Raw genomic sequence first — 25,540 nt, 5'->3', positions numbered from 1 at the left:
TGTATTAATAGGAAGTTGGATCCTCTTTGCTTGTTGAAATACTTGAAGACGTTTGTTTGGAAAGTAACTGTCTGAGCAATTCATTCTGCTCTTGATCAGCAGCGTTCTTTCTTTTCATATAGCTCATCGCTTTAAATAGGAATACGATCGTTAATACCACGATAAATAAAATAATGACCATATATAGAAAACCAAATAATTCAAAAAGCATGCCAAATCCATCCATGCCACCACTATTAGACATCATCAAAACAACTCCTCATCTGAAGTTGATTTTACCACTATTTTCTAAACTTTAAACGCGGTATTTTCCTTCAATAGAAGAGCTTTAGCATACGTCTCCTTTTCTAATATGACGTGTTATGATATTATTATAAAGTTGGAGAGTTCGTAATTCCCTCCTCTCGTAAAACAAAACTAGGGACCGTGAAAAGTGTAGCCCAGTTCTCTGAATGGAGATGGGGTTTTTCATGCGTCTCCCTTACTGAATAAAGAAGGGGGCTTTTTTTTATGTCTTTTATGATTCTAAAGAAAGTTGAAGTACTTGGAGAAGATATTCAGAAAAGCGAATTAAAGTATCATCATAAACGAGTAGCGGTAACAAAAGAATTTACATTTGATGCTGCGCATCATTTGCACTGCTACGAAGGTAAGTGCAAAAGCATGCATGGCCATACGTATAAAGTCGTCATCACAATCAGTGGATTTGTAAATGAGATTGGCATTTCAGTTGATTTTGGTGAGATCAAAACCCTATTTAAAGAAGTGATTGATTCGAAGTTGGATCATCATTATTTAAATGAAGTGCTTCCGAACATGAACACGACCGCTGAAAATATGATTGTTTGGATGTGGGAGCAGTTAGATCAAGCTCTGACTGAGCGCAATATGAAAGATCTTGGTCAGCGCATTGAAGAACTAGTTCTCTATGAAACACCAACAAGCTACGCAACGCTAAAGCGGGAATGGATGGAAGAAAATGAGTAAATGGGTGCTACCGGAACAATCCGAATATATGAAGTGGGAACTACCGATGGTGGAGGTATTTGAGACAGTAGAAGGAGAGGGAACGCGCGCTGGTTTTCCAACAGTATTTGTACGCGTCTTTCACTGTAACTTGCGCTGTAGCTGGTGTGACACGCCTTATAGCTATGCACCGGATAAAGCAGAATACACAGGTTCAATTGCCTCGATTATCGATCAAATCAAACAATATAATAGCCGTCACATCTGTTTTACAGGAGGGGAGCCGTTAATTCATCGTGAGAAATCAATGGCGCTTATTCAAGCGATGGTAGATCTTCCGCATATTGAAGACATTCATATCGAAACGAACGGAGCGATTGATCTTACGCCATATGAAGCGGTTCGAAAAGACGATGAAGCCTGGCAGGAGAAAGTTCGTTTTGTGATGGACTATAAGCTGCCTGATTCTGGTGAACAGCATCGCATGCTTCATGAGAACTTTGATCTTCTTGATACACAAGATGAAATTAAGTTCGTGATCGGCTCTGATGAAGATTTCACAGTAGCGACTGAAGTTGTCTCACAAAATCATCATAAAGGTCAGGTATTGTATAGTCCAGTGTGGGAAACGATGCCTCCACACAAACTTGTTGAAAAAATTCTAGAAGCAGGACTAAGCAAAGTGAAGCTAAGTATGCAGCTTCATAAGATTATTTGGGATCCTAATAGAAGAGGTGTGTAACGTGAATAAAAAAGCAGTGATTGTATTGAGCGGTGGTTTAGATAGTACAACATGCATGGGAATCGCGAAGGAAAAAGGCTATGAGCTTTATCCGATTACATTCCACTACGGCCAAAAGCATAACCGAGAAGTAGAGCAGGCGAAGAAAGTAGCGGAATATTACAATGCGCCCGATCATCGCATTGTGAACATTAGTTTTCTAAATCAAATTGGGGGCAGTGCCCTTACAGATGATTCCATTGATGTACCAACAGATATGGATGAAGATGAAATTCCAGTTACTTACGTACCAGCTCGTAATATGATCTTTCTTTCTCTTGCCTCTGCTTACGCAGAAGTGATTGGAGCTGAAGCGATCTACATCGGTGTATCTGCCGTTGACTATAGTGGATACCCGGATTGCCGACCAGAGTTTATTGAAAGTATGAATGAAACGGTTAATCTAGCTACAAAAGCTGGAGCAACAGGTAGTGAAATGAAGATTGATACGCCGTTAATTAACTTGACGAAAGCAGATACGGTTAGTGAAGGCTTACGTTTAAGCGTTCCTTATGAACTAACGACATCTTGCTACAATGGTGAAGAAGAAGCATGTGGCGAGTGTGATAGCTGTCGTCTGCGTCTGAAAGGCTTTGAAGAAGCTGGAGCGGTAGATCCGATACCTTATAAAGTGTAATAAAAAGCTGCCGGAGGATACTCCGACAGCTTTTTTTGTTTTGGACAATAAAAATGAGAATTGGCCAATAAAATGGGATTTTGGCTCATATATTTCAGTTTTGGCCAATATACTCAGAATTTGGCCAATAAACTTCCAACGGAGGAGTGGTTCGACATATAGCGGGGGTGACAGGCACCCGCGCCGACCGCCGAATCCGCACCCCTGCTTACTCAGGAATTTCCCCGCTATAAACAGAAGATGGGCGGATGATTCGGTTATTGTCATTTTGCTCGTACACGTGTGCGATCCAACCTGCCGTTCTGGCTGCTGTAAATGTTGGGGTAAACAGTTCTGTTGGTAGCTCGATCGCTCTTAAGATGGCTGCTGCATAGTACTCCACATTCGCATAAAGTTTTCGGTCAGGTTTGTACTCCTGGAGAAGGCGTACGGCCGTGTCTTCTACTTCGTGTGCAAGTTTAAACTCAGCATCGTCATAGAAGTCTGAAGTAATCTCGCTTAAAGCGGCGGCACGGGGGTCACGCGTTTTATAAACCCGATGTCCAAAGCCCATTAGCTTCTCACGATTTTCAAGTTTACGTCGCAATACTTTCTCAGCATCGCCGTCGCGCTTAATTTCTTCTAATAAATCAATAACCCCAGTTGGCGCTCCGCCATGAAGAGGTCCTTTCATAGCGCCAATAGCCCCTGTAATAGCTGATGCGAGATCACTTTCAGTTGATGAAATCACCCTAGCAGTAAAGGTAGAGGCGTTTAATCCATGCTCCATCGTTAAAATGAAGTAGGCAGTTAACGCTTTAATGTGATTTTCCTGAGGACGTTCTCCTGTCAACATATATAAATAGTTCCCAACGTGAGACAACGTTACGTCTGGATCGATTTGGGATAATCCATTTTGAGTGCGGTAGCGATAGGCAATAATAGTGGGAACGATACTCAGTAGGTGAATTCCCTGTTCCTGTGTCGCTGGGAACTGATATGAGTGATCTCCCATGGAAGATAAGACCGTTCGAATAACGCTCATCATCTCCATTTTTTAGGTAAACGATTTATGATTTCCTTCTGGTTTGGTGATAAGTGTCTTGCTTCACCAAGTGCGGAGGTGAAAGCAGTTAGCTGTTGTTCAGTAGGAAATGAACCATTCCATAGGAAGTAGGCAGCTTCTTCGAATGATTTTTCTTTCGCAATTTCTTTTGCCCAGTGTCCTCGATAGACAAGCAAACCGTTCTCTCCGTCTACAAGGCTGATATTGGAATCAGCCGCAATGATTCCTTCTAATCCGGCATGAATCATAAACTCAACTCCATTTCATTCGTCTTGTATCTAGTGTATCGATTCGATATGATTATGACTAATAAATAATTACTGAATAATTAATAGAGAAACGCTATCAATAAGGGGGGTAAGAATGAATCTAAACTGGTTGAAAACATTTGTCACAGCTGCTTCGTATGAAAATTTCAGGGAAACATCTGAAAAACTCTATCTTGCTCAACCTACTGTTACGGTTCACATTCAACAACTCGAAAAGCAGATTGGCAGTAAGCTATTTATGAAGAGCGGTAGAAGAGTGGTGCTCTCCGAAGCAGGAAGACAATTTCTTCCGCATGCCAAAGAGTTAGTTGAACAGTATGAGACTAGCTTACGTCATATGAACGGGTGGAGGCAGGGGTGCCATCGAAAGTTGACGATTGCTGTATCTCCTTTAATTGCTGCTACGGTTCTACCTAATGTCCTTCAGCAATTTATGAAAGCTTATCCATCGATTGAGGTAGTTGTAAAAGTAAGTGAGTCTAATGAAATTGGAGAGATGATCACCAAGAATGATGCAGATTTCGGTCTTTCAAGAATGAAATCTTTGCAGGCATATGTGAAAAATGAACAAATTGGAGCCGATCCAATTGTTTTAGTTGTGCCACACGATGGGGGAGATGCGGAAACAAGTCTGCCTTTAACTTTAAGTGAGTTTTGTTTGAGATCAACGTTACTCACACACAATCATCCTGATTATTGGGAAGATCTTTTAGTTGAACTACGTTCTAAATATGACGGTGTTCGAACGATGGTTGTATCCCAAGTACACATTACAAAGCGATTTATTGAGGAAGGGCTTGGGTTCTCTTTTTTACCATGGTCATCTGTTCGGCGTGAGGTATTTGAAGGGAGAATTCTTCAAGTCGATACTGAGGAAATCAAACTGTCTGAGGTTCACACATACATGGTCTATCAACATCTTTCGGAGGAAACAGAAATATTTAAACAATTTATTGAGAAAAGCATGAATTAAGCCCGATCAGCGTCCTGATCGGGCTATCCTCTTATTTTCCGAGTGTGAAATAAGAGTGTGGGATGGTTGCGTGTCATAGATCCTAACGGCTAGCTTACACGCATGAGTAGTATGTGCGAAGTAAAATAAAGTATACACATTTAGTAAGTAGTTAGTCCCCAAACTTTCCACCCCTTTTCTTCTTTAGAAGCAAAGAGGTGCATGCGCACGGGGAGTTGAGAAGATTTCTTTGTGACGAGTACATCAATAAGGTAAGTGTGATTTGCGACTTTTTTTTCGCAGGTTTTAACGGCTGGCGCGTAATAGGGTGACTTCTTTTTTAAAGGGGACATGCTAATGATTTGCCATGAATTTGTATCGGGAGTATTGGCCATTAAGCCTGAAAGAATCGTTGTAGCTTTCGTTGTAAGTCCTTTTGTTGATGCTGATTGATCTAGTGATGTTGGACACTTTCCTTGAATGAGCTGAATCGGACCAGCTGCATGTGCATGAATTGGTAAAAGAAGAAGTAAGAAAAGGAGACAGCTTACTGAACGTTTCATCAATGTATACCACCTTTCACCTTTACCGTGCCCGATTAAGGAAAAATTATTCGTAATAATCGAATGTACGTTCGGTTTGTGGTACACTAATCGAAGAAGGAGGGATCGCCATTGCAACCTTCAATTCAGAAGCGAACATCTCGGTCTATTTTAACAAAAGGTAGTGGATTTCTTAATGGATATAGTCACACTCTGAACCCTTACGCTGGATGTGCCTTCGGATGTTCGTATTGCTATGTAAGAAGAATGCCGATTGCCCTTTTTAGGGAAGAGGATTGGGGAGAATGGGTAGATATTAAAGAAAACGCTGTGGATCTTGTGAAAAAAGAGATTCCGAAAGCTCGGAAAAAAGGAGAAGTATCGATTTTTATGTCTTCTTCGACAGATCCTTATCAGCCTATTGAATTTAAGACTAATTTAACAAGAAGATTACTTGAAGCTATGGTAGAAGAAATGCCTGATTTTCTATTTCTTCAAACCCGCTCACCACTCGTCACTAGAGATATTGATTTGTTAAAAAAATTCGGCAAAAAGGTTCTGGTCAGTATGACAGTAGAAACAGACCTTGATTCAGTGCGCAAAATTTTTGCGCCATCAGCTCCGCCAATTGCTGCAAGATTAAAGGCGCTACAAACGTTACGAGCAAACGGTATTCCTGTACAAGCGGCAGTCGCACCACTTCTCCCGTGTTCTGAACATTTCCCTAAGAAGTTAGCTGAAGTAACGGATCGCCTCACGCTTGATGACTTTTTCATGGGTGATGGGAGCGGTGGTAAAAGAACAGAGCAGCTTGGCATTCGCAAGCTCTTTGAAGATGCGGGTCTAGAAGATTGGTATCAACGTAAAGCCTATTTGAAAATAAAGAAGCGATTACAGGCCTTTTTTCCTGATAGCGCCATTTATATTTCTCAAGAAGGTTTTTCACCTCCGGAAGAGGGATCGTATTAATATAAAACAACAAATAGGCTAGAGAATGTATCTCTAGCCTATTTGTTGTCTAACTTATTTTAATTTTTCAGCCTTACCACTTAAAATTTTCAATTGGTCATTTTCATAACCAACCTGGTAAGTGACGTTATAAAGAGAAGTAGTTGTCTTCTTATCCTCGGTTCGTTCTTGTGCTTTAATAGTAGCTGTTACCTTTACTTGATCATTCGTTTGATTTAAACTTCCGGTCATATTTGAAACTTCCACGTCAAGGGTATGGATATAGCCACTTCGAAAATCTTCATACAGCATTTCACTCTGCCAGCGACTGCCAAGTAAGGAGTAGCCAGTGACATAGTCTTGAGTAGATAAGCTTTCATAGAAATATCCAATAAGATAGGTAGCATTATTTTTAAAATCTTCTCCTGTGAGTCCTTGTGGTGTTGATACTTCTTCCTTACTTTTATCATCTACCGTTATTTCCACTGGGTCTTCAGACCAATTTTTAATTTGCTCAATAACGTTGGGAAGTGGAATGCTAAAGCCAATTGCCCCTGAGTCTGTTCCTGCAGAATTAATGGCGATAGCCTCTCCTGTATTTGCATCAATAAGGGGACCTCCGCTGTTCCCTTTTGTAATGGGGGCAGAGATTTGATAGATATGCTCATAGCGATAGGGCTCTAAGATGAATTCTCGATCGAGACCACTGACAATCCCTGTTGTAACGGTGTTCTGAAGTCCGAGTGGGCTACCAAGAGCAATGATATCGTCCCCAACTTCCGCCATGCGCTTTTCTGCAACAGGTAGTGGATCATTTCCCTCTAGTCCTGGAACGCGAATCACCGCAACATCTATCGTATCACCCATACCAATGATTTGAGCTTCGAATTGTTTAGCATCAGAGGTTTTAACGATAATCTTTTGAGCGCCTTCGACAACATGAGCGTTCGTAATGACGTCTCCGTTCGCATTGTAGAGGAAGCCTGATCCAGAAGAAGTGCCATCTTTTAAGGCGACTTCAATTTGCACAACGCTTTTTTGTGTCTCATGAATGACGGATTTTAAGTCTGAAGCATTCTTTTGGTTCTCTGGAGCATTTGTTTTCTCTCCTAGAGAAGATGTTGCTTCAACGGTTGTATTCGAATAGTAATCATGTAAAAAATAAAAACCTGCGCCGCCCCCAATCAGAATAAAGAGGGAGCTTGCAAGGGATAGTAGCAAAGCCAATTTCTTAGACATCCGTCTTGAATACTCCTTTCTGCTAATCCAAGTACCATGTGAAATGATCAATCTCGACTGTGAATTGATCAAGATCCTTCACGTCTTCACCTACATCGTAGATCATAAAGTCAAATTTACCTGTATCGTCAGGATAAAGTTTGTCGGGGTTAATATAAACCTCCCCTTTATCAAACTCTTTTCCATCTCCGTCCAATACTTTATAAGAAGCCCCGATCGAATTGACGGGAACAGTGGCTTTGCTTGTGACCGTACCTGTTACTTTTAATTCATTGTAATCTGTCACCTTTGTTTCTAATTCATTGAGCTCAATCGCGCTTGTACGATTCATTTCTTCTTCTTTTGCTGCAGCAACCATAGCATGTTCAATTCGCTTTTGTTGCTCCTCCTCAAACGAATTTCGTCTCTTTTCAATTACGGTTTGGAGGTTTGATAGCTTTTCGTTACCTTTATTGATTTCTAAGCCTTGTTCTACTGAGTTTAATGCTTCCGTAAAGTGGTTCTCTTCCAAATAACCATTTGCTTCATTAATTGAAAAGTCGACAATTTGATTTCGAATTTGTCCGGCTATGTCTTGGGCTTCATCCACTTGTAAACTTTCAGCCCTTGTTAACACAGGTTTCAATTCATCAATGGATTCTTTCCCTTTCATATCATACTTTAATTCGGCAACCATCACAGTTGTCCGAACCGTTCCGATGTCTTCTTGTAAAGTAGAGAAAAGATCACCTTTATAGGATGCTGAGGTTTGCTCAGCTTCTTTAATCAAATCTAAGGCTTTACTGTAGTTATCTTTTTTTCTTGCGGTTTCCGCCTGTTTTAAAGTCTCTTCAACGTTTAATGCGATCGTTACAATATTTTCGTTTTTTTTGGCAGCGGGGAAACGAGGTCGGTTTTGTTGAGCCTCGTTAAATTCTTTTTGTGCTGCTTCGAGCTTGCCGTTTTTAGCTAATTCCTCTCCCTTTTCAAAAGAGCGAATCGCTGCCTTTGACGTTGATTCTTCATAAAAATAATATCCGGCAAGTGTGCTAGAAAGAAGAAAAAACACCATCACTGGTAACCAACGCCACAGAATGGATAGGCTATGCTTAGATTTATTTTGAGTGACTAGTTCTTTTCCACAAGAGAAGCAAAATTGCTCATCATCGCCTCTTTTTTTTCCACAATGTGGACAGTACATCCTTATTCCACCTGCTTTCAATCTCAATTGCTAGTTATATTTTGACACATTTCCCTTGTAAGGGAAATATTTTTCAGTAGGTTGTTGGGGAATTGAAATATAAAGCAATTTTCGCTCAAATCGAGTAAGAGCTTACTTATAAAATAGCCTATAAAGAGGGGGAGGGATTGATTCAAAAGACATATTTCTTCTTGTTATGATTAAAAGTGAATAGATTGTACTAGTTCAAAGGACATCAAATCATGAAAAAGAAGTTACTTCGTTCGATTGTACCGGTATTGAAGGACCTGTTCACACCTATACCCCTTTGATAAGATGATCCTAAGACCCCCTTTCAAATATTCCGTTACCAGGAAGACCGGCATTTGCCGGTCCTTTTTTTTTGCCCCGATAAATGTGTAGCATTCATTTTCACTATAATCGATCAATGACAAATCACTCTCTTGTTTGTAGATAATCCTAGAATAAGCATGAAATGAAATAAATCTTCTTTTTTTGAAACCTCATGAGGTAGTTGCTCGTCTAATTAGTTGAAAACCCTTATTCCCTTAGATGTAGCCACTACGATATTTACCTAGTGGCTGCTTTTTTTGTGATCGTTGCATAAGATAGGAATTGTTGATATAATAACTAACGAGTGGTAGGCAAATGCCTGCGTTTTTTATTTGTTAACAACTAACGATCGGTAGGTAATGTTATATGAAAAAAGAATCGACTCAGGATCGAATTAAAGAGGTGGCCCTCATTCTATTTGCACGTAATGGATTTGAAGGGACTTCCCTTTCGGATATTGCTAAAGGAGTAGGCGTAAAAAAACCCTCCTTATATGCGCATTATAAAAGTAAAGAAGATTTATTTTTAGGTGTGATTCATAAAGTATCAGTTGATTACAATGCGTTTTTTGTAAAGACGGCTGAACGATTAAGCAATCAATCACCTGAGAAACAATTATATGACCTTCTTCGTGAAAATACAGAGTATTTACGGAATGATGAAATGGGACTTATTTTCAAAAGAATGATGCTATTTCCACCAGAGTCGTTACGGAAGGAAATCGCTCAAATGTTTGAAAAAACGGAGAATGTGATGAAGAGAGTGATTAAGTCTATTCTCGAGCAGATGCTCCCAAATGAGGAATGGGAACGAGTTTTTGATGCTTATTTATGTTTACTTGACGGTATGTTTGAACAAATTTTCTACTATTCACCTGAGGAACATAATAAACGGTTAGAAAATTCTTGGACTCTATTTATTAAAGGCGTTCATAGTAGGGAGGAGAAATAAGATGGCATGGATCTATCTTGTGATCGGTGGTCTGATGGAAGTATTATGGGCTATTGGATTAAAATATTCAGATGGCTTTACGAAACCACTTATAAGCTTGTTAACGATCGTTGGTATTGCAACAAGCTTTTACTTTTTCGCTAGAGCATTAAAATATTTACCTGTAGGTACAGCATACGCCATATTTACAGGATTAGGCGCAGCAGGGACAGCTGTGATTGGAATGATGTTCTTAAATGAATCGATTAGTTTCATAAAACTATTTTTTATCTTATTGCTTATTTCTTCTATTATCGGTTTGAAGTTAAATGCAAAGGAAGCTTAGGAGGGAAGCAAAATGGCATGGATTGCATTGTTAATCGCTGGTCTAGGTGAAGTTGGCGGTGTTATTAGCTTGAAGTTATCAGAAGGATTTACAAAATTAAAGCCTTCTATTTTTACAATTCTTTTCGGAAGCATGAGCTTTTTTATGTTGTCTTTATCATTAAAAGCTCTACCGGTAGGCACAGCCTATGCGATATGGACTGGCATAGGATCAGCGGGCAGTGTATTGATCGGTATGTATTGGTTTAAAGAACCCAAAAATAGAATGCAATTAGTGTTAATATCTTGTGTTGTCATTTCTGTCATTGGTCTTCGCGTAGCAGAAGGTTGATTTTGTCAGAGCATTCAGATAGAATGAAAGTATTAATTTAAGGAGGTGAGGAAGGGATGTCTAACGCTTTTGTACGTACGGAATTTATGGATTATGTATCAATTTGCCGTGCGATTTTTCATGAAGTAGCTGCCGAGGGGACAGGTGTGTCCAAAAACAGCAACTTCATAAGAAACAAAGCGTAAGGCTCTCTTACCCTGCTTCAGGCGGAATGTATAAAATTACTGGAAAGAGAGCGGCAAATTTGTCGCTCTTTTTTATTTGCTTTAAGTATCTTAAGGTTTTAGTAGACTTAAAGTGAAATGATGCCAGATTCAACCACAGGTGAGGTGTATCCTTATCTGTGGTTTTTTGTATGCTTATCTGAATGAAAGGACTGATTATAATGATCGTTACAGCACAATCAATTAGTAAGATGCTTGGTGGAACTCTTATTTTTGAAGATATATCTTTTGAGATAAATGCGAAGGAACGTGTAGGTATTGTTGGAAGGAATGGTTGTGGAAAGACGACTCTTTTTCAATTGTTAGCAGGTGTTGAGCAGGTAGATGATGGAATGATTTATTATAAAAAAGGGGCAGAGATCGGATACTTAGCCCAAATTCCAAATTATCCAGGGGTACTGGTAGAAGATGTCTTAAGAAAAGCTTTTAGTGATCTTGTAGAAATGCAAGAACGAATGAATGTACTTGAATCTCAAATGGCGAATGGGCAAGAAACCGAACGTGAACTTAAAGAATATGGGCAATTACTTGAGAGTTTTACTCGTAGGGGAGGATATGAAATAGATTCATCTATTCAAAGTGTCGCGAATGGACTTGGTATTCAGCATTTGTTGAATGCATCATTCGATCGTTTGAGTGGAGGAGAAAAGACAAAAATAAGTCTGGGGTTACTGTTATTAAAAGAACCAGATTTCCTCTTACTTGATGAACCAACAAATCACCTTGATGTGGAAGCGGTTGAGTGGCTTGAAAGCTTTTTAAAGCAATATAGTGGAACGGTCTTAATGATCTCACACGATCGGTATTTTCTTGATGAAGTGGTTACGAAAATAATGGATCTTGAAGATGGTGAGTTAACCGTCTATCACGGATCTTATAGTGAGTTTGTAAAGAAAAAAGAAGAGTTGTTGCTCACAGAGTTTGCTGCCTATCAGGAACAGCAAAAGAAGATCAAAAAAATGAGAGAAGCGATCAAACGTTTAAGAGAATGGGCTAATCAAGCTAATCCTCCGAATGCCGCCCTTCATAAGCGTGCAAGAAATATGGAACGTGCTCTAGAGCGTATGGACAAATTGAGACGTCCGGTTTTAGATCGGAAGAAAATTAGCCTGGACTTTGACGTGAAGCAGCGCAGTGGAGAAGATGTTCTCACTTTCGAAAATGTTACAGCGGGTTATAAACAAAACGTATTATTTACTGAAGTTGATTTGCACGTAAGGTACGGTGAGCGGGTCGCTATTGTTGGGAGAAACGGAAGTGGAAAGACAACACTTCTAAATGTTCTGCTCGGAAATGTAGATCCTTCAATTGGACAAGTAAAGGTAGGCGGAAGTGTGAAAATCGGTTACCTTTCTCAACATGTCCTAGAAGATCGTGTAGAAGAACGTGTCATTGATGTCTACCGTGAATCAGCCAAAGTATCAGAAGGAGACGCTAGACATGAATTAGCTCGATTTTTATTTTACGGATATGACGTTTTTGCTAAGATTTCTTCCTTGAGTGGTGGCGAGAAGATGCGTTTACGTCTTGCTGAATTGATGAGTAAGGATCTAAATTTATTAGTTCTTGATGAGCCAACAAATCATCTTGATATTGACTCCAGAGAGGTATTAGAGGATGCGATTGAGCGCTTCCCTGGGACGATCGTTTGTGTCTCGCATGATCGTTATTTTCTGAATAAGTGTTTTCCAGTGACATATTGGATTGAAAATCGACACCTTTACCAGCATTTGTATAGTTATTCAGAAGCTAAGATAAAGCACGAGGAAATGATTGATAGTTGGAGGTCAAGGAAGAGTATAGTCCCGTCACCTCCCATTCAGAAGGTGGAAAATAAAACGAAATCGAATTCAATAGAATGTGAGCTTGAGGAAATTGAGTCCCTGATTGATCAAATCGATCAGAAGCTTAATGAAATGAAGGAACTTACAGAGCTTCAAGCCTTATTTGATGAAAAAGAGAAGCTGAGCATCAAACGAGAATCATACTATGACATCTTACTGGAGGAAGAATCATGACAGAGAGAAATGTAATGAATAAGGTATATTTCCCCCTTACAATCGATAGTCTTGAAAAAGATTTGAGAGAGCTTGGGGTAAAGGACGGAATGACATTAATCGTTCATACATCTTTAAGCTCTTTAGGATGGGTATGCGGGGGTGCAGAAGCTCTTATATTAGCATTGATAAGAGCTGTTGGAGAAGAAGGAACGATTGTCATGCTAGCGCAGTCAGCGAGTAATTCAGAGCCAGCAGACTGGATGAATCCGCCAGTTCCAGAAGAGTGGTGGCCTATTATTCGAGAGAATATGCCAGCATTTTGCTGTGCTACCACTCCTACGCGTGGCATGGGAGTGGTAGCGGAGTTGTTTAGAACATTCCCAGGTGTCGTGCGCAGTTATCATCCGATGTACTCGTTTGCTGCCTGGGGCAAACATAAATATTTCATTACAAATGACCATTCAATCAAGAGTGGCTTTGGAGAGGAATCACCTCTTGGAAAGATATATAAGCTTGATGGAAAAATTCTTTTGCTTGGAGTAGGTCATGATAGTAACACTTCATTTCACCTTTCTGAACACGCTTCAACCAAGAAGGAACGCTCAGAAAAGTCTGCATCATTAATCGAAAATGGTGAGCGAGTATGGAAAACATATACAGAGATTGATTATGATTCAGATTGCTTTGATCAAATTGGGTTTCAATTTGAAAAGAAAGAACACTTTAGAAGAATGAAGATAGGTGCTGCCATATGCAAACTTTTTAATCAACGAGATCTCGTTGATTTTGGACGTAGGTGGTACGAAGAACGTTCTAATTGAACAAAGGAGGAGAAGATAACGTCATTTGTTATCTTCTTTTTTTGAATTAAAGAATAGTTGCAGGAAAACGGCTATTTTTAAAGAAGATATGTAAGTATTCATATCCCTCAAAAGACCCGCTGCACGAATATCATATTTTAGAAGGAGAAGCTATGAATCATAACGAGAATACAGCTATCTATAGACGTTTGGGCCCTCCTCCTGAGAATGCAACTAAGGAACAGAGGGATGATAAATTAGCAGGATTAGTTAAGTACTACGAAAGTTCTACTACAGCACTAGTGGTTCAAAAAGAAGAAAAGTGGCTTTATTTAAATGATGCGGCCGTTCATCTTCTCGGGTTTGATCACTTTAGTGAACTCGAAGGTAAGTCAATTTGGGAGACGGTTCATCCAGAAAATAGAGAGGTTGTTTCAAAGCGGATCGAAGCTTCTATTAATGGTGTTAACCCTGGAGTTCTCGTTCAAAGATGGTTGAAAAAGGACGGGTCCTATATCTCTGTTGAAGTTACTGGGATTCCTGTGGAGAATTTTCTTGGGCAAACGACAGCGATTATTAAAAAGGTTGATTATGATCGTGCCAATGTACAAAATACTCTTGAAAACTATCAACTCATTACAGAGAATATGAATGAAATTATAAGCTTACTTGATCCGAAAGGAAATCTACTATACGTTTCACCTTCATATAGAGCATACGCAAGAGAAGGAATTGAAGATGAAATTGGACGTAGTTCAATTCGATATGTGCATGAAGAAGACAAGGAACGTGTAAGAAAAGAATTTTTTAAATTAGTCAAATATCGACAGCCCCTTATCATTCAATACCGCATGCAGCGTAAGGATGGAATATATCGTTACATTGAATCACAGGGGACATGTATTTCTAATGAAAATGAGCGATCTTATGTTGTCGTTTCAAGAGATGTTACGGAGAGGCATGAGGCCGAAATGCTGCTTCATTGGAATGAAAAAAAGCATCGTATGATTCTAGAACATAGCAATGATTTAATTTGTATGATGAATAATGAAGGAACATCTGTTTATGCATCACCTTCTTATAAGGAAGTATTAGGATATGAACAGAATGAAGTTGTAGGAAAAGATATTTTGACATTTATCCATCCTGATGATTTTGAAAAGTGTCAGAGAGCCATTCAGAAATTAACTGAAACCAAACAGCCTATTACGACTATTTATCGTAAACTGCATGCTTCTGGACATGATATTATACTTGAAGCAAAAGGAATGGCCGTTATTGATGAAGAGGGAAACGTCAATCATTTCGTGTTTATTTCAAGAGATATCACTGAAAAGATTCAACTTCAACAATATCGCGAAAATATTGAGAAGCTTGCATTGATAGGAGATGTAGCAGCAGGATTTGCCCATGAAATTCGGAATCCTCTTACTTCCATAAAGGGGTTTGTAAAGCTTCTAGCAAGGCAGGAGGAAAGTGATCGTACGTATCACCAAATCATTGAAGATGAGCTTACCAATATCGAAGAAGTTGTGAATGGCTTTATTTCTCTTGGTAAGCCTGAGGCTTCTGAGGTAGCTGAAGTAAGTTTGCTGAAGCTAATAAAAAACGCGATTACAGTCCTTACGCCACAAGCTTCATCAAAAAACATAAGAATTAATATAAGTAGTCAGCTCAAGTCAATTGTTATTCGATGTCAGAGAAACCAAATGAAACAGGTATTTATCAATATTCTTAAAAATTCGGTTGAAGCCATTGAGCAAGATGGACAAATTGATGTGATTCTTGAAGAAAATCAGAATGGGGTCATCATTGAGATTCATGATAATGGCATGGGAATTGACGAAGAACGTCTCGAGCGGATCGGGGTCCCTTTCTATACCAATAAAGAAAAAGGAATTGGGCTTGGGATGACCGTTAGTAATAAAATCATAACCGAGCATAGAGGACGACTTAAAATTGAGAGTAAGCCAGGACAGGGTACAAAGGTATTAATTCAACTACCGAAAGAGTGATCCATTCATTCGTGCAAAGCCCCTCTATTCTTTCAAAGGATAGAGGGGCTTATTTTGACTCTGTCTGACTATATTTTACTTGTTTAAACGAACTGGGATAGAATAAAACTATCTCATTAAGATAGGGAAAGAAGGGGTGAGTATGGCAAACAAAATAGGCATCGATGCTGGTGGGACATTAATTAAAACTGTGCATCTTGAGAACGAAAAATACTGCTATCAGACTTTTTCAACGAGTGATATAAGTGATGTTGTGTCATGGGTGAAAAACCATAAGGAAGCAAAGTTAATGATTACTGGTGGGAAGCAAATGGCTCTTGCTAAGCTTGTGGATAATGAAGTCGAAATGGTTCCGGAATTTGAAGCGACTACATCAGGCATCCGAGCGCTAGTGGATCAAGCAAAGCTTCATTTACCTGATAACTATTTAGTAGTGAACGTTGGCACTGGTACATCAATTCATTCTGTTAATGGCCAGAGTGCTGAAAGACTTGGAGGAACTGGAGTAGGCGGTGGAATGCTCATGGGACTTGCTTACTTATTGACAGGGCGAACAGATTTTCAAGAGATTACTCGACTAGCAGAAAAAGGCGATCGAAATGGTATCGATTTAAAGGTGAAGGATATTTATGGAGATGCCTCCCCCATTGGCGGTGATTTAACTGCCAGTAATTTTGGTTTCATTGAGCGGATGAAGCAGCAAGAAGTAAAGGATGAAGATGTGCTGGCATGTTTAATTGGAATGATTTCTGAATCGATTTTAATGATGGCTATCCCACTTGCGAAAACCATTTCTACGTCAAACATTGTATTTATCGGTTCTACTTTTCAATCGAATCCATTATTTAGACAGCAGCTTGAACGTTTTGAGGAATTATTTGATATCAAAGCTTACTTTCCACATCTGGGGCAGTTCAGTGGAGCGGTCGGAGCATTATTATATCGTTAAACAGGGTTCATATAGAATCATGAGATAGGAAATGAAAAAGGGGCAGGAAGCCCCTTTTTTTAATACTCATAGACTTTCATGGTATGTCCATTTGAACAGATGCGATTTCGTCCACTTCTCTTTGCGTGATAAAGGGCTTCATCTGCTTCTCGATAAAGCTGAGCAGGAGATGGAACAGTTTCGGGAAAAGTACTTGCACCGAGTGAAGCGGTGATATGAATACTTACATCCTTATTGATTGCAAAAGAATTTTCCTCAATCATGGATCTGACCCGTTCTCCAATCTCCAAAGCCTCACTATTAGTGCAATCCCCTAATAAGATGGTAAATTCTTCTCCACCATTTCGAGATACAACATCGTTTAATCTAGCAGCACTTCTTAGTGTCTTACCAAACTGTTTTAATACGATATCTCCAGCTGCGTGGCCATATGTATCATTCACTTTTTTAAAATGATCGATATCAATGACTAGAAGTGACAATGGCTTGTTATCGTCCGTAGCTGCTTCTTGTATCGCGCGATTTAACGCTTCATCAAAGCTTCTTACGTTGTTTAACCCGGTAAGGGGATCGATAGTAGCACTCTTTTTGTATTCTTTAAACAGATGATTTATTTTTCGTAAATGCTCTGTTGTGTAAATCGCCATTACTCCTGTCACAGTGGATGTAATCCAGAAGAGAACGTTGATTTCACTAAATAAGCTTTTTATATCAAGTAGCAGGTAGACGATTAAGATACTGAAGACGAGATTGGAATAAAGGAGCATCCAAAGAGCTTTGATGAAAATCCCAATCTTCCATTCTCTAAAGATAAGGTAACCGATATAAAGAGAAGTTAGCAAACCAAGTGAAACAAAGGAAGAAAGATTTATTCCAATGATAAAGCGCGTTATTTGGATCACAATAAGAGCAATAACTCCAGGAACTGGACCTCCATATAAGGTGACTAGTAAAAGAGGGATATGTCTTAGATCGACAATGGTCGTTGCATCAACTTGAATGCTATATATCATCAGGAAAACCCCGATTATTCCTGCATACAAACCACTAAGGAATTTTCTTTTCAAAGAAGATGTTCGTGATAGATTTTCTTCTCTAAAAAATTGATAATAAATAAAAAGTAGAGCTAGTATAATCATCATATTTACAAAAAAGTCATGTATTAACTGCATTCGACTACACCTCGAATTTCTGGTGATTTCTTTCGACTTTATTTTACCATTTTCAATAAATAACCGGTTCAATATTTCCTCAAGATCTTTTACGCAATGATCGGAAAGTATCGTCGAATGAAAAAAGAAACGTTTTAAAACCAACTCATCCCACTGTGCTTCTTAGCAAAGTGGTTTTTTTGGGAAAACAAAATTATTTGTTATGATAAAGAATGGATAAAGAAGGGATGATAGAAAATGCCATGGATTAAACCAGCTAAACAGTCAGATCTAAAGGATCTTGAAATCTACAAAGATCTTGAACACCCTGTTCCTGTTTTTAATCGACTTATTGCGAAAAGTCCTGACGTTTTTTCAGCGTTTATGCCTTTAGCAGCAGCTGTTAAAGCAGGCGTATTGAATGAATTTGAAACGGAAGCAGTTGTCGTTTTTGTTTCTCATTTGAATGGTTGTGAGTTTTGTTATACGGGGCACGGAAACTTATTAAAAGAAATCAGTGGAGATGAGTCTATTCTTGCAGAGCTTGAAAGATATGAAAGCTCAAATGCTTTTAAAAGTCATATAAAAAGTATTCTAAGCTATGCCGAGAAACTTGTTACGAACCCGAAGAGTCTGGAGAAAGCGGATCTTGAGAAATTAAAAGAACATGGATACACTGAAAAAGAAATCGTTGAGATTAATCAACTTATTGCATATACGTCTTATACTAATCAGACTTCGATTGGCCTTGGGTTATAAAGAGGACTTCGCTGACTTCGGTTGGGCGTAGGCTTCGCCTACACCGTATTATTGTATATTTAAGAAATAAAAAAGGAGCCTCCAGGATAAGTGGAGGCTCCTTTTTGACGCTTACTTCGTTTTATAATAATCTAATACACCTTGATAAATGCCCTCAGCAAGTTCTTCACGATAGGATTGTGTAAGAAGAAGTTTATATTCTTCATTATTTGTTAAGAACCCAACTTCTACAAGTACACTTGCCATTCTAGATTCGCGAATAACGGAGAAACTCTGATTTTTGACACCACGATCTCTTGCTTCTGTTACTTCGATCAAACGTTTTTGGATGCTTTCTGCTAAGGCTTTGCTTTCTGCAGAGCTATATTTGTCATACCAATATGTTTCAATGCCGTGAGCAGCTTCACTTGCTGCATTAGTATGCACGCTAATAAATGCGTCGGCATTCAAATTATTAGCGATATTCGAACGTTCTCTCAGTTCTAAGAACGAATCATCTCTTCTCGTCATGACGACGTTCGCTCCAGCTGACTTAAGTTTCTTCTCTAAATAAAGAGCTACATCCAGATTGATGTCTTTTTCAAGGAGCTTCCCATTGCTTGCGCCCGGGTCATGGTCACCGTGGCCAGCATCCACAACGATCGTTAAGTTGTTTAAAGAGTTACTACTTTTGGGTATCAAGTAAGCACTGTGCACGTAAGCTACTTGTCCCTGATACTTAATTTTAGCCCAATCGCCTGAATAACCATAAATATCAACTTCAGCGTTACGTGGCAATGCACCGATTCTTGTTCCATTCATTTCTGGGGAAGTTCGAACATTCAAGCTTGAAGCTGTAACAATTCCTGTTTCTAAAACAACTTCTTCAACTTTCTCTTTCGTTTTATAAGAATCTACGATACTAGAAGGAATAGCTGCTTCTCCGCCCAATACCATCAAGGAAGAAGCGTTTTGATAAAGATAAGTTTGAACGTCTGGAATTGGTCTCGCATTATGAGCTAACACAACTGGTGCGTTAAATTTCTCCGCCAAGGAAGCGGCAGCTACAGCATCAGGATAATCTTCTTTGTCTTGTTGAACCGACGTTCCTCTAGCTAAAATATAGGAAGCGTTTGATGAGAAAAAGGCTTTATTGACTGCAATGTTTGTTAGGAAACGATCGTCACCAGCAAGACGAATCACATTCTTGCCCTGCTGTTCTAATTTTGTAATAACAGCGTCTGAGAGAACAGCATTTCCTCCGATTACGTAAACAGTCTTAATACTTGTAGGAAGCGATGGCGCTTTTGTCTCTGTTGTTAAATAGATTGGATAATTTTTTATAGCAGCTACGCTTGATGCTGATAGGGAGTCTGCTACTTGATTTCCATTTACCACAATAGCTGTAGATGACTGATCTAGCCCTGATGCTTTATTAATAGCGTTGGCCGTCTCGTAACGGTTTGATCCCTCAACTCTCGCTACTGTATATGTCCTTTTTAATTCATTTTCAATCCCCTGACTAATGGCAGTTGTTCCTCCAAGGATATAAACCTTTTTCGCGCCAAGACGAGCGAGTTCATCCGATACTTTGTCATCAAGTTTAGATGAGCCTGTTAATAATATCGGTGCTTGTTTTACTCCCGCAAGTCCTGAACTTGCTAAAGCATCAAATGGCATATCTGAACGAGTGAGGATAACAGCCTTTTCAGCTGTTGCAAGCTTACCTGGTGATACCTTCTTAGAAATTTCAAGAGCAGTATCAATTCTGTTTGCACCACTGATACGTTCGATTTCACCACTTGCAGATGTTTTTTCTGGAAAACTCATTCCTGTAAAAATTAAAATAACGGCCATAATAAACGTAAGAATTTTACTCCGCACGATGTGTATTCCCCCATATTCTATGTTTCTATTTTTCTTATGTACGCAGTGACGTCACAACAACGGACGAAATGGCCCCCCCTTCAAAATTAGTATCAAATGGAAAGTATTTCTTTACTATTTCTAATATCGGTCTGGAATATGAGACATTATAGGGTCCTTTTGTACTAAAAAAGGATAAAAATCGACTAATTTTCTAAAAGTCCTCAACAAAATTCGATTTTTTAAAGGCCATTCATTTTATAAATGGCTAAAAAAGAATTTGACATCGCTTACATAATTATTTAAAATAATGGCAACTAAAGACGAAGGGAATGGTTAAGAAGCGATGAAGAACTAATCTTATTTATTCAGATCTAATTTCAAATTGTGAAATTGATTTTCTGGAGAATAGGATTAGTCTGCCCTTTTTAATCACTTGTGCTGGCGAAAACATGCTTCTTTGTGATGCATTTTTTCGGTGGTATGGGAAATTGGAACGACAGGCCTCTCCAGGTAATGGGGAGGTTTTTTTCTCCTCAAAGCATTGAACTGAAAATTTGGGGGAGATACTGTGAACGTTATTTCGATAAGAGGATTGAAAAAAAGCTTTAATGAGAACTTGTTATTTAATCAAGTGAACCTTGATATTCATAAGGGAGAGCGCATTGGAATTGTTGGACCGAACGGTGCTGGTAAAACAACTTTAGCAAGAATAATCGTAAAAGAGATCGAGCCAGATGAAGGGAGAATTACTCTCAAAGATGATATCGGCTATCTGAAGCAGTCGGTTGACCAGACAGGGATGGTTGAGCAATATGGGCTGGAAGTCGATTCTTCTGACTTTAAAAGGGAAAAGGAGTTAGGATTACGCCCTATTCCAACTAGTGAAGGAGCGGAACATTTAAGCGGTGGGGAAAAGTTAAAACTAGCGCTCACAAAGATTTGGTCGACTCATCCGGATTTATTAATACTAGATGAACCAACAAACCACCTAGATGGAAAAGGCGTAAGTTGGTTAATTCGAGAGCTTCACTCTTTTAAGGGAGCTGTTCTTGTTATATCTCATGATCGTTATTTTCTCGATCAAGCGGTTGGCAGAATCCTTGAAGTTGAAAGTGGGATCATAAGTGATTATCAGGGAAATTACACGGCATATCGAACTGAAAAGCAAAGAAGGTACGAAGACCAGCTCCATCATTATGACGAGCAGCAAAAAGACATAAAGCGAATAGAAGGTCAGCTTGCAGGATTAACGAATTGGTCTGAAAAAGCACACGGTGAGTCAACAAAACAGGAAGGGTATAAGGAACATTACCGCATGAAAGCAAAGAAAATGGATCGTCAGGTGAAGTCGAAACAGAAGAGACTCGAGAAGGAACTGCAGAAAAATAAAGTGGAAGAACCTGATCAGGAGAAAGAAGTACGCTTTCAATTTCAGGCGAATGATACACGTGGTAAACGGGTATTAGAAGCGACTAATGTCGGAAAACGTTTTGAAGAACGATGGTTATTTCAAAAAAGTTCTTTCTACATGAAGTCTGGGGAACGAGTGGGGATTGTTGGTGAAAATGGTTGCGGGAAAACCACCTTATTGCGAATGCTGCTTGGAATGGAGGCGCTTAGCGAGGGAGAACTGTGGAGTAGTCCAACGCTTCAGATTGGCTATCTGTCACAGGATGTGCATGATCTTCCTGAAGAAAAAACGCCGCTTGAAGTTTTAAACGTAGCAACTAAGGAAGAGATCTTTCGGGCAAAATCGATTTTTGCTTCGATGGGAATGGGGAGGGATCGAATCCATGCCGCCATTAATCAACTCAGTCTTGGAGAGAGAACAAAGCTGAAACTGACGCGTATGTTGATGAACAAATATGATCTTCTGATACTCGATGAGCCTACAAACCATTTAGATTTGCCTTCACGTGAGCAATTGGAAGATACACTGGGAGAGTTTACGGGAACTCTTCTCATTGTTTCGCATGATGTTTATTTTATGGAGAAAATGTGTGATCAGCTTCTTGTATTTGAGAATCAACAGATTAAAAGGGTTGAGAGGAATTTAGCGGAATATCGAAAAAGAGTGCAAGAAAAAAGCTCTTCTGTTTCTTCAAAAAAGGAAGAAGAACAAAAGATGCTTCTTGATAACGAAATATCTGCGCTGATTAGTAAGATTAGTCTTTTATTACCTGGTGATCCTGAAATAGCTGAGATTGATCAAAAATTGGCCACTTTACTTGAGAAGAAAAGGTCTCTTTAGACGTCTTCTACTGCAAAAAAACGTTCTACCGAATATAAGTCTGCTTTCGGATGATTACGAAGAAGAACATATCCTTCACGCTGTGCCTCTTCGAAATTATCATATTCATCTTCTGAATGAAAGATCGCTCTTCGTCTTTCATTATAGAGGGTAATGGAGTAGTATTCTTTTATTTCCATTCGGATCTCTCCTTTTTTCCTTTGTTTTTACTAGTTTTATGCAAATCTCTCATTGTTTATACTAGACTTATAGAAAAAAATGAGATTCTGTCTCTTTGGTTATACTAAGGAGGCAGAAGGGAGCTGATGATCATTCAAGTTGGAACAATTAGTGAGTTGATGCGTCATCCTGTGAAGTCGATGACAGGAGAACGCGTTACTCAGACAATGGTGATGAACTACGGCCTTTATGGCGATCGAAGTCATGTGATATTAGATGAGAAAGAATCGTTTTTTACGATTACACAATTTCCACCACTCGTGCGTTACCAAGCATCATTCAGTGCGCCGGAATCATTTGATGCTTATCCAGAACCGGTCATTACTACACCAGAAGGAGAAACGTATAAGTGGTCTGATTTGACCTGGCTACGTGAAATAGAAGAAGAATCTTCAAAGCAGCTAACGAAAAAAGTTTATCATCCGGAAAATGTTCCAATAGGACCGATTGAAGAAGAGCACATTTTGATTGTGACGGATGCTTCTCTTGATACGTTATCATCTTCCTGGGGTAAAAAAACAGATGAAAGACGCTTTCGACCAAACCTTAAAATCTCTTTGTTGGAGAAAACGCCATTTGTAGAAGAAACGTGGGAAGGAAAAGTTCTACAAATCGGAAAAGAAGTGATGCTTGAAATCGTAAAACCCTGTGAGCGATGTATGATTATCACCGTTGATCCTGAGACTGGAGGAAAACATCCGGACCTCTTGAAGAAGGTTGCCAAAGAACATGGTAATTTATTTGGGATGTATGCGAAAGTGATTCAAACGGGAAAAATTAATATGAATGATGAAGTGTGGCTAGTCGATCAGAAAGAAGGATAATATTTCAATTAACGAATTGGCGTTTTTACGTTATAGATCATAATGATACGGGTACAAGCATGAATGAAGCCCCGTCCTTGGATGGGATGCTTTGTTTTCCACACAGGAGGGGTCCCATCCACGGGGTGGGGTCCCATTTTTGTGTTTTCAGATTTAAGCCTTTCATCAATGTGGACTCATGAGAAAGGTTATGACATATCCTGTCAGAAAATTCTGTGGTAAACTATGAAATGGTACATAAAAGCATCTTAAGGGGAAGTTGATGAGTACGTTTTATGTTGAAAAGTATGATTTTAAAAATCCTTCTATTCTTGAAGAAGAGTTTAAAACGCTCCTCAATCAGTCGATTCATTCTGCTGATGAATTAGAAAAATGGGTGATGAGCTTATCTTCATTAATGGATGGTGTGGCAGAAGGACTTGCCGGACACTATATTGATTTCCAGTGCCATAGCAGCAGTGAAGAAGCAAAAAAGACAATCGAGCACGATCAAGAATACATAGAACCTATGGTAAAGCGATATGAGGGGCTTTTTGATGAAAAGTTTCAGGAGTCGCCTTACAAGTCGCAGCTGAACCAAGAGTATTATAAACAATTTCTTCTTCGGAAAGAAAATGCAATGACGCTTTTTAATGAGGAAAATATTAACTTAGAAGTTGAAGAAGATCGCATTGTTAATCGTTATTTTGAGCATACAGGTAGTCTCTCATTTCATTGGGATGGCGAAGAAAAAACACTTAGCGAAATGTTTTTAATGATGCAGGATGGGGATCGCGAAGTTCGCAAAAGCGCTATGGAAGAAATCTTCACGACGCTCTTAACGAAAAAAGATGACTTACAGGAAATTATGGACGAGCTGATTCAGCTCCGTCAGAAAAAAGCTGAGAATGTGAATCTCGATAATTACAGAGATTATATGTTTAAGAAATACGAGCGGTTCGATTACACACCAGAGGATTGTAAATCTCTAGCCGAAGCAGTTCGAAAGCACGTTGTTCCTCTAAAAGAAAAGCTGCAAAAAAAAGCATCAGCAAGAGCTTGGTATTGAAGAGTATAAACCATGGGATACGAGGGCTGTTCCGAAAGATAAGCAGCCGCTTCGTCCATTTAATAAAATCGAAGAGCTAATCAAAGGCACATCTGATATTTTCGATAAGCTTTCTCCGCGCTTCTCTTATCTTTTAAACGAGATGAATGAAAAAGGTGCACTTGATCTCGAAAGTCGGAAAGGAAAGGCGCAGGGAGGTTTTTGTGAGTATCTTCCGGTTTCTGAGCTTTCCTTTATCTTTATGAATAGTACAAAGTCACAGGATGATTTTATTACGCTTCTTCATGAGATGGGTCACTGCATTCATAATGATTTTAAGCGTAATCAAATGCTATCAGCTTATCAAGATACACCTATGGAGTCAGCTGAGCTAGCAAGCATGTCGATGGAACTCTTAACGATGGACTACTGGAATCTGATGTATCAGGATGAAAAGGAATTGCTAAGAGCTAAGAAAGATCAGCTTGAAGGGTTAATCCTCTTCCTTCCTAGTGGTATCGTGGTGGATCAGTTTCAGCACTGGATGTATGAGAACCCAAATCATACGAGCAAAGAACGTAGCGAGAAATATATGGAGCTATCGCGCACATATGATTCCTCCTATGTAGATTGGACAGGGCAGGAAGAATGGATTCAGAATAACTGGCAGTTGATTCTGCATATTTTTGAAGTGCCGTTCTACTATATTGAATATGTTATTGCCCAACTTGGTGCGATCCAAATGTATCGCCAGTATAGAGAAAATCCAGAACAGGCTCTAGAGAATTACAACCGTGCCTTATCACTCGGAAGCTCTGTGTCGTTATCCGAAGTGTATGAAGCGGCAGGTATCCATTTTGATTTCTCTGAACCAATGATCAAAGGATTGATGGATTTTATTTCAGCTGAATTAGAAGAACTATTGTAATAAATAAGGAAGCCCTTCTCAAACATAGAGAAGGGCTTTTCGATATC

Annotated in this window: 23 protein-coding genes and 2 pseudogenes; 17 read left to right on the top strand and 8 right to left on the bottom strand. The window is 39.2% G+C overall.

Annotated features, from left to right (window positions below):
* Positions 1–4: 4 nt before the first annotated feature.
* On the bottom strand, positions 5–247 hold the full coding sequence (locus ACIFPW_RS09935; RefSeq protein ID WP_430243874.1) for a hypothetical protein: 243 nt from the start codon (positions 245–247) through the stop codon (positions 5–7).
* Positions 248–510: 263 nt separating this feature from the next.
* On the opposite strand from ACIFPW_RS09935, the gene queD reads away from it, so the two are divergent.
* The 3 genes from queD to queC are packed head-to-tail and all read left to right on the top strand — an operon-like array spanning position 511 to position 2,384.
* Positions 511–987, top strand: a complete 477-nt coding sequence (gene queD / locus ACIFPW_RS09930) for a 6-carboxytetrahydropterin synthase QueD (RefSeq protein ID WP_430243872.1) — start codon at positions 511–513, stop codon at positions 985–987.
* Complete coding sequence (locus tag ACIFPW_RS09925) at positions 980–1,708, top strand: 7-carboxy-7-deazaguanine synthase QueE (protein WP_430243870.1); 729 nt, start codon at positions 980–982, stop codon at positions 1,706–1,708. Before queD ends, ACIFPW_RS09925 begins: the two co-directional genes overlap by 8 nt.
* Position 1,709: 1 nt before the next feature.
* Positions 1,710–2,384: a 7-cyano-7-deazaguanine synthase QueC gene (queC, locus tag ACIFPW_RS09920; RefSeq protein ID WP_194220329.1), complete on the top strand. Its 675-nt coding sequence runs from the start codon at positions 1,710–1,712 to the stop codon at positions 2,382–2,384.
* A gap of 208 nt (positions 2,385–2,592) precedes the next feature.
* On the opposite strand, the pseudogene ACIFPW_RS09915 reads toward queC, so the two are convergent.
* Positions 2,593–3,677 (bottom strand): annotated as a pseudogene (locus ACIFPW_RS09915) (citrate synthase).
* Positions 3,678–3,792: 115 nt separating this feature from the next.
* Between ACIFPW_RS09915 and ACIFPW_RS09910 the strand changes: the two are divergent.
* Positions 3,793–4,671 (top strand): LysR family transcriptional regulator, encoded by an 879-nt coding sequence (locus tag ACIFPW_RS09910; RefSeq protein WP_430243868.1) that lies wholly within the window; start codon positions 3,793–3,795, stop codon positions 4,669–4,671.
* Positions 4,672–4,811: 140 nt separating this feature from the next.
* On the opposite strand, the gene ACIFPW_RS09905 is transcribed toward ACIFPW_RS09910, so the two are convergent.
* Positions 4,812–5,213 carry a hypothetical protein gene (locus ACIFPW_RS09905; RefSeq protein ID WP_430243867.1) on the bottom strand — a complete coding sequence of 134 codons (402 nt, stop codon included), beginning with the start codon at positions 5,211–5,213 and terminating at the stop codon, positions 4,812–4,814.
* Positions 5,214–5,324: 111 nt separating this feature from the next.
* Here ACIFPW_RS09905 and ACIFPW_RS09900 point away from each other — a divergent pair, with 111 nt between their 5' ends.
* A complete protein-coding gene (locus ACIFPW_RS09900) occupies positions 5,325–6,161 on the top strand; it encodes an SPL family radical SAM protein (protein WP_430243865.1) in 837 nt (278 codons plus the stop codon).
* Positions 6,162–6,215: 54 nt separating this feature from the next.
* On the opposite strand, the gene ACIFPW_RS09895 is transcribed toward ACIFPW_RS09900, so the two are convergent.
* Together ACIFPW_RS09895 and ACIFPW_RS09890 are read right to left on the bottom strand one after the other, a co-directional pair.
* Entirely contained in the window at positions 6,216–7,379 is a 1,164-nt protein-coding gene (locus tag ACIFPW_RS09895; protein WP_430243863.1) for a S1C family serine protease, read from the bottom strand.
* Between the two features lie 22 nt (positions 7,380–7,401).
* Positions 7,402–8,559 (bottom strand): zinc-ribbon domain-containing protein, encoded by a 1,158-nt coding sequence (locus ACIFPW_RS09890; RefSeq protein WP_430243861.1) that lies wholly within the window; start codon positions 8,557–8,559, stop codon positions 7,402–7,404.
* 699 nt (positions 8,560–9,258) lie between these two features.
* On the opposite strand from ACIFPW_RS09890, the gene ACIFPW_RS09885 reads away from it, so the two are divergent.
* The 8 genes from ACIFPW_RS09885 to coaW all read left to right on the top strand — a co-directional run bounded on the left by ACIFPW_RS09885 (position 9,259) and on the right by coaW (position 16,486).
* Complete coding sequence (locus ACIFPW_RS09885; protein WP_430243859.1) at positions 9,259–9,843, top strand: TetR/AcrR family transcriptional regulator; 585 nt, start codon at positions 9,259–9,261, stop codon at positions 9,841–9,843.
* Position 9,844: 1 nt separating this feature from the next.
* Positions 9,845–10,168, top strand: coding sequence for a DMT family transporter (locus tag ACIFPW_RS09880; protein ID WP_194220337.1), 324 nt, complete (start codon positions 9,845–9,847; stop codon positions 10,166–10,168).
* A gap of 12 nt (positions 10,169–10,180) precedes the next feature.
* On the top strand, positions 10,181–10,498 hold the full coding sequence (locus ACIFPW_RS09875) for a DMT family transporter (protein ID WP_194220338.1): 318 nt from the start codon (positions 10,181–10,183) through the stop codon (positions 10,496–10,498).
* Positions 10,499–10,554: 56 nt separating this feature from the next.
* Positions 10,555–10,683 carry an RAxF-45 family protein gene (locus ACIFPW_RS09870; RefSeq protein ID WP_430243857.1) on the top strand — a complete coding sequence of 43 codons (129 nt, stop codon included), beginning with the start codon at positions 10,555–10,557 and terminating at the stop codon, positions 10,681–10,683.
* Between the two features lie 197 nt (positions 10,684–10,880).
* Positions 10,881–12,740 carry a ribosomal protection-like ABC-F family protein gene (abc-f, locus tag ACIFPW_RS09865; protein WP_430243906.1) on the top strand — a complete coding sequence of 620 codons (1,860 nt, stop codon included), beginning with the start codon at positions 10,881–10,883 and terminating at the stop codon, positions 12,738–12,740.
* Entirely contained in the window at positions 12,737–13,543 is an 807-nt protein-coding gene (locus ACIFPW_RS09860; protein ID WP_430243856.1) for an aminoglycoside N(3)-acetyltransferase, read from the top strand. The genes abc-f (ACIFPW_RS09865) and ACIFPW_RS09860 overlap by 4 nt, the downstream gene beginning before the upstream one ends.
* Positions 13,544–13,695: 152 nt before the next feature.
* Positions 13,696–15,537, top strand: coding sequence for a PAS domain S-box protein (locus ACIFPW_RS09855; RefSeq protein WP_430243854.1), 1,842 nt, complete (start codon positions 13,696–13,698; stop codon positions 15,535–15,537).
* A 142-nt stretch (positions 15,538–15,679) separates the two neighbouring features.
* Complete coding sequence (gene coaW, locus ACIFPW_RS09850) at positions 15,680–16,486, top strand: type II pantothenate kinase (protein ID WP_430243852.1); 807 nt, start codon at positions 15,680–15,682, stop codon at positions 16,484–16,486.
* A gap of 59 nt (positions 16,487–16,545) precedes the next feature.
* Here coaW and ACIFPW_RS09845 read toward each other — a convergent pair whose 3' ends face one another.
* Positions 16,546–17,625 (bottom strand): GGDEF domain-containing protein, encoded by a 1,080-nt coding sequence (locus tag ACIFPW_RS09845; protein ID WP_430243903.1) that lies wholly within the window; start codon positions 17,623–17,625, stop codon positions 16,546–16,548.
* A gap of 270 nt (positions 17,626–17,895) precedes the next feature.
* On the opposite strand from ACIFPW_RS09845, the gene ACIFPW_RS09840 reads away from it, so the two are divergent.
* Positions 17,896–18,396 (top strand): carboxymuconolactone decarboxylase family protein, encoded by a 501-nt coding sequence (locus ACIFPW_RS09840; protein WP_430243851.1) that lies wholly within the window; start codon positions 17,896–17,898, stop codon positions 18,394–18,396.
* Positions 18,397–18,507: 111 nt separating this feature from the next.
* On the opposite strand, the gene ACIFPW_RS09835 is transcribed toward ACIFPW_RS09840, so the two are convergent.
* Positions 18,508–20,259, bottom strand: coding sequence for an N-acetylmuramoyl-L-alanine amidase (locus ACIFPW_RS09835; protein WP_430243849.1), 1,752 nt, complete (start codon positions 20,257–20,259; stop codon positions 18,508–18,510).
* Between the two features lie 553 nt (positions 20,260–20,812).
* On the opposite strand from ACIFPW_RS09835, the gene abc-f (ACIFPW_RS09830) reads away from it, so the two are divergent.
* Positions 20,813–22,495: a ribosomal protection-like ABC-F family protein gene (gene abc-f / locus ACIFPW_RS09830; RefSeq protein WP_430243848.1), complete on the top strand. Its 1,683-nt coding sequence runs from the start codon at positions 20,813–20,815 to the stop codon at positions 22,493–22,495.
* Here the strand turns inward: abc-f (ACIFPW_RS09830) and ACIFPW_RS09825 are convergent.
* Positions 22,492–22,674, bottom strand: coding sequence for a hypothetical protein (locus ACIFPW_RS09825; protein WP_098442379.1), 183 nt, complete (start codon positions 22,672–22,674; stop codon positions 22,492–22,494). The genes abc-f (ACIFPW_RS09830) and ACIFPW_RS09825 overlap by 4 nt on opposite strands.
* A gap of 132 nt (positions 22,675–22,806) precedes the next feature.
* Here ACIFPW_RS09825 and ACIFPW_RS09820 point away from each other — a divergent pair, with 132 nt between their 5' ends.
* Positions 22,807–23,538: an MOSC domain-containing protein gene (locus ACIFPW_RS09820; protein ID WP_430243901.1), complete on the top strand. Its 732-nt coding sequence runs from the start codon at positions 22,807–22,809 to the stop codon at positions 23,536–23,538.
* Positions 23,539–23,800: 262 nt separating this feature from the next.
* A pseudogene (locus ACIFPW_RS09815) lies at positions 23,801–25,493 on the top strand (M3 family oligoendopeptidase).
* Positions 25,494–25,540 lie beyond the last annotated feature (47 nt).

It is taken from the genome of Pseudalkalibacillus sp. NRS-1564 (assembly GCF_050467905.1).
GTDB classification, from domain to species: domain Bacteria; phylum Bacillota; class Bacilli; order Bacillales; family Guptibacillaceae; genus Guptibacillus; species Guptibacillus hwajinpoensis_B.
Note: the sequence above shows the minus strand (reverse complement) of the source record. Positions and strands in the feature narration are given on the sequence as shown.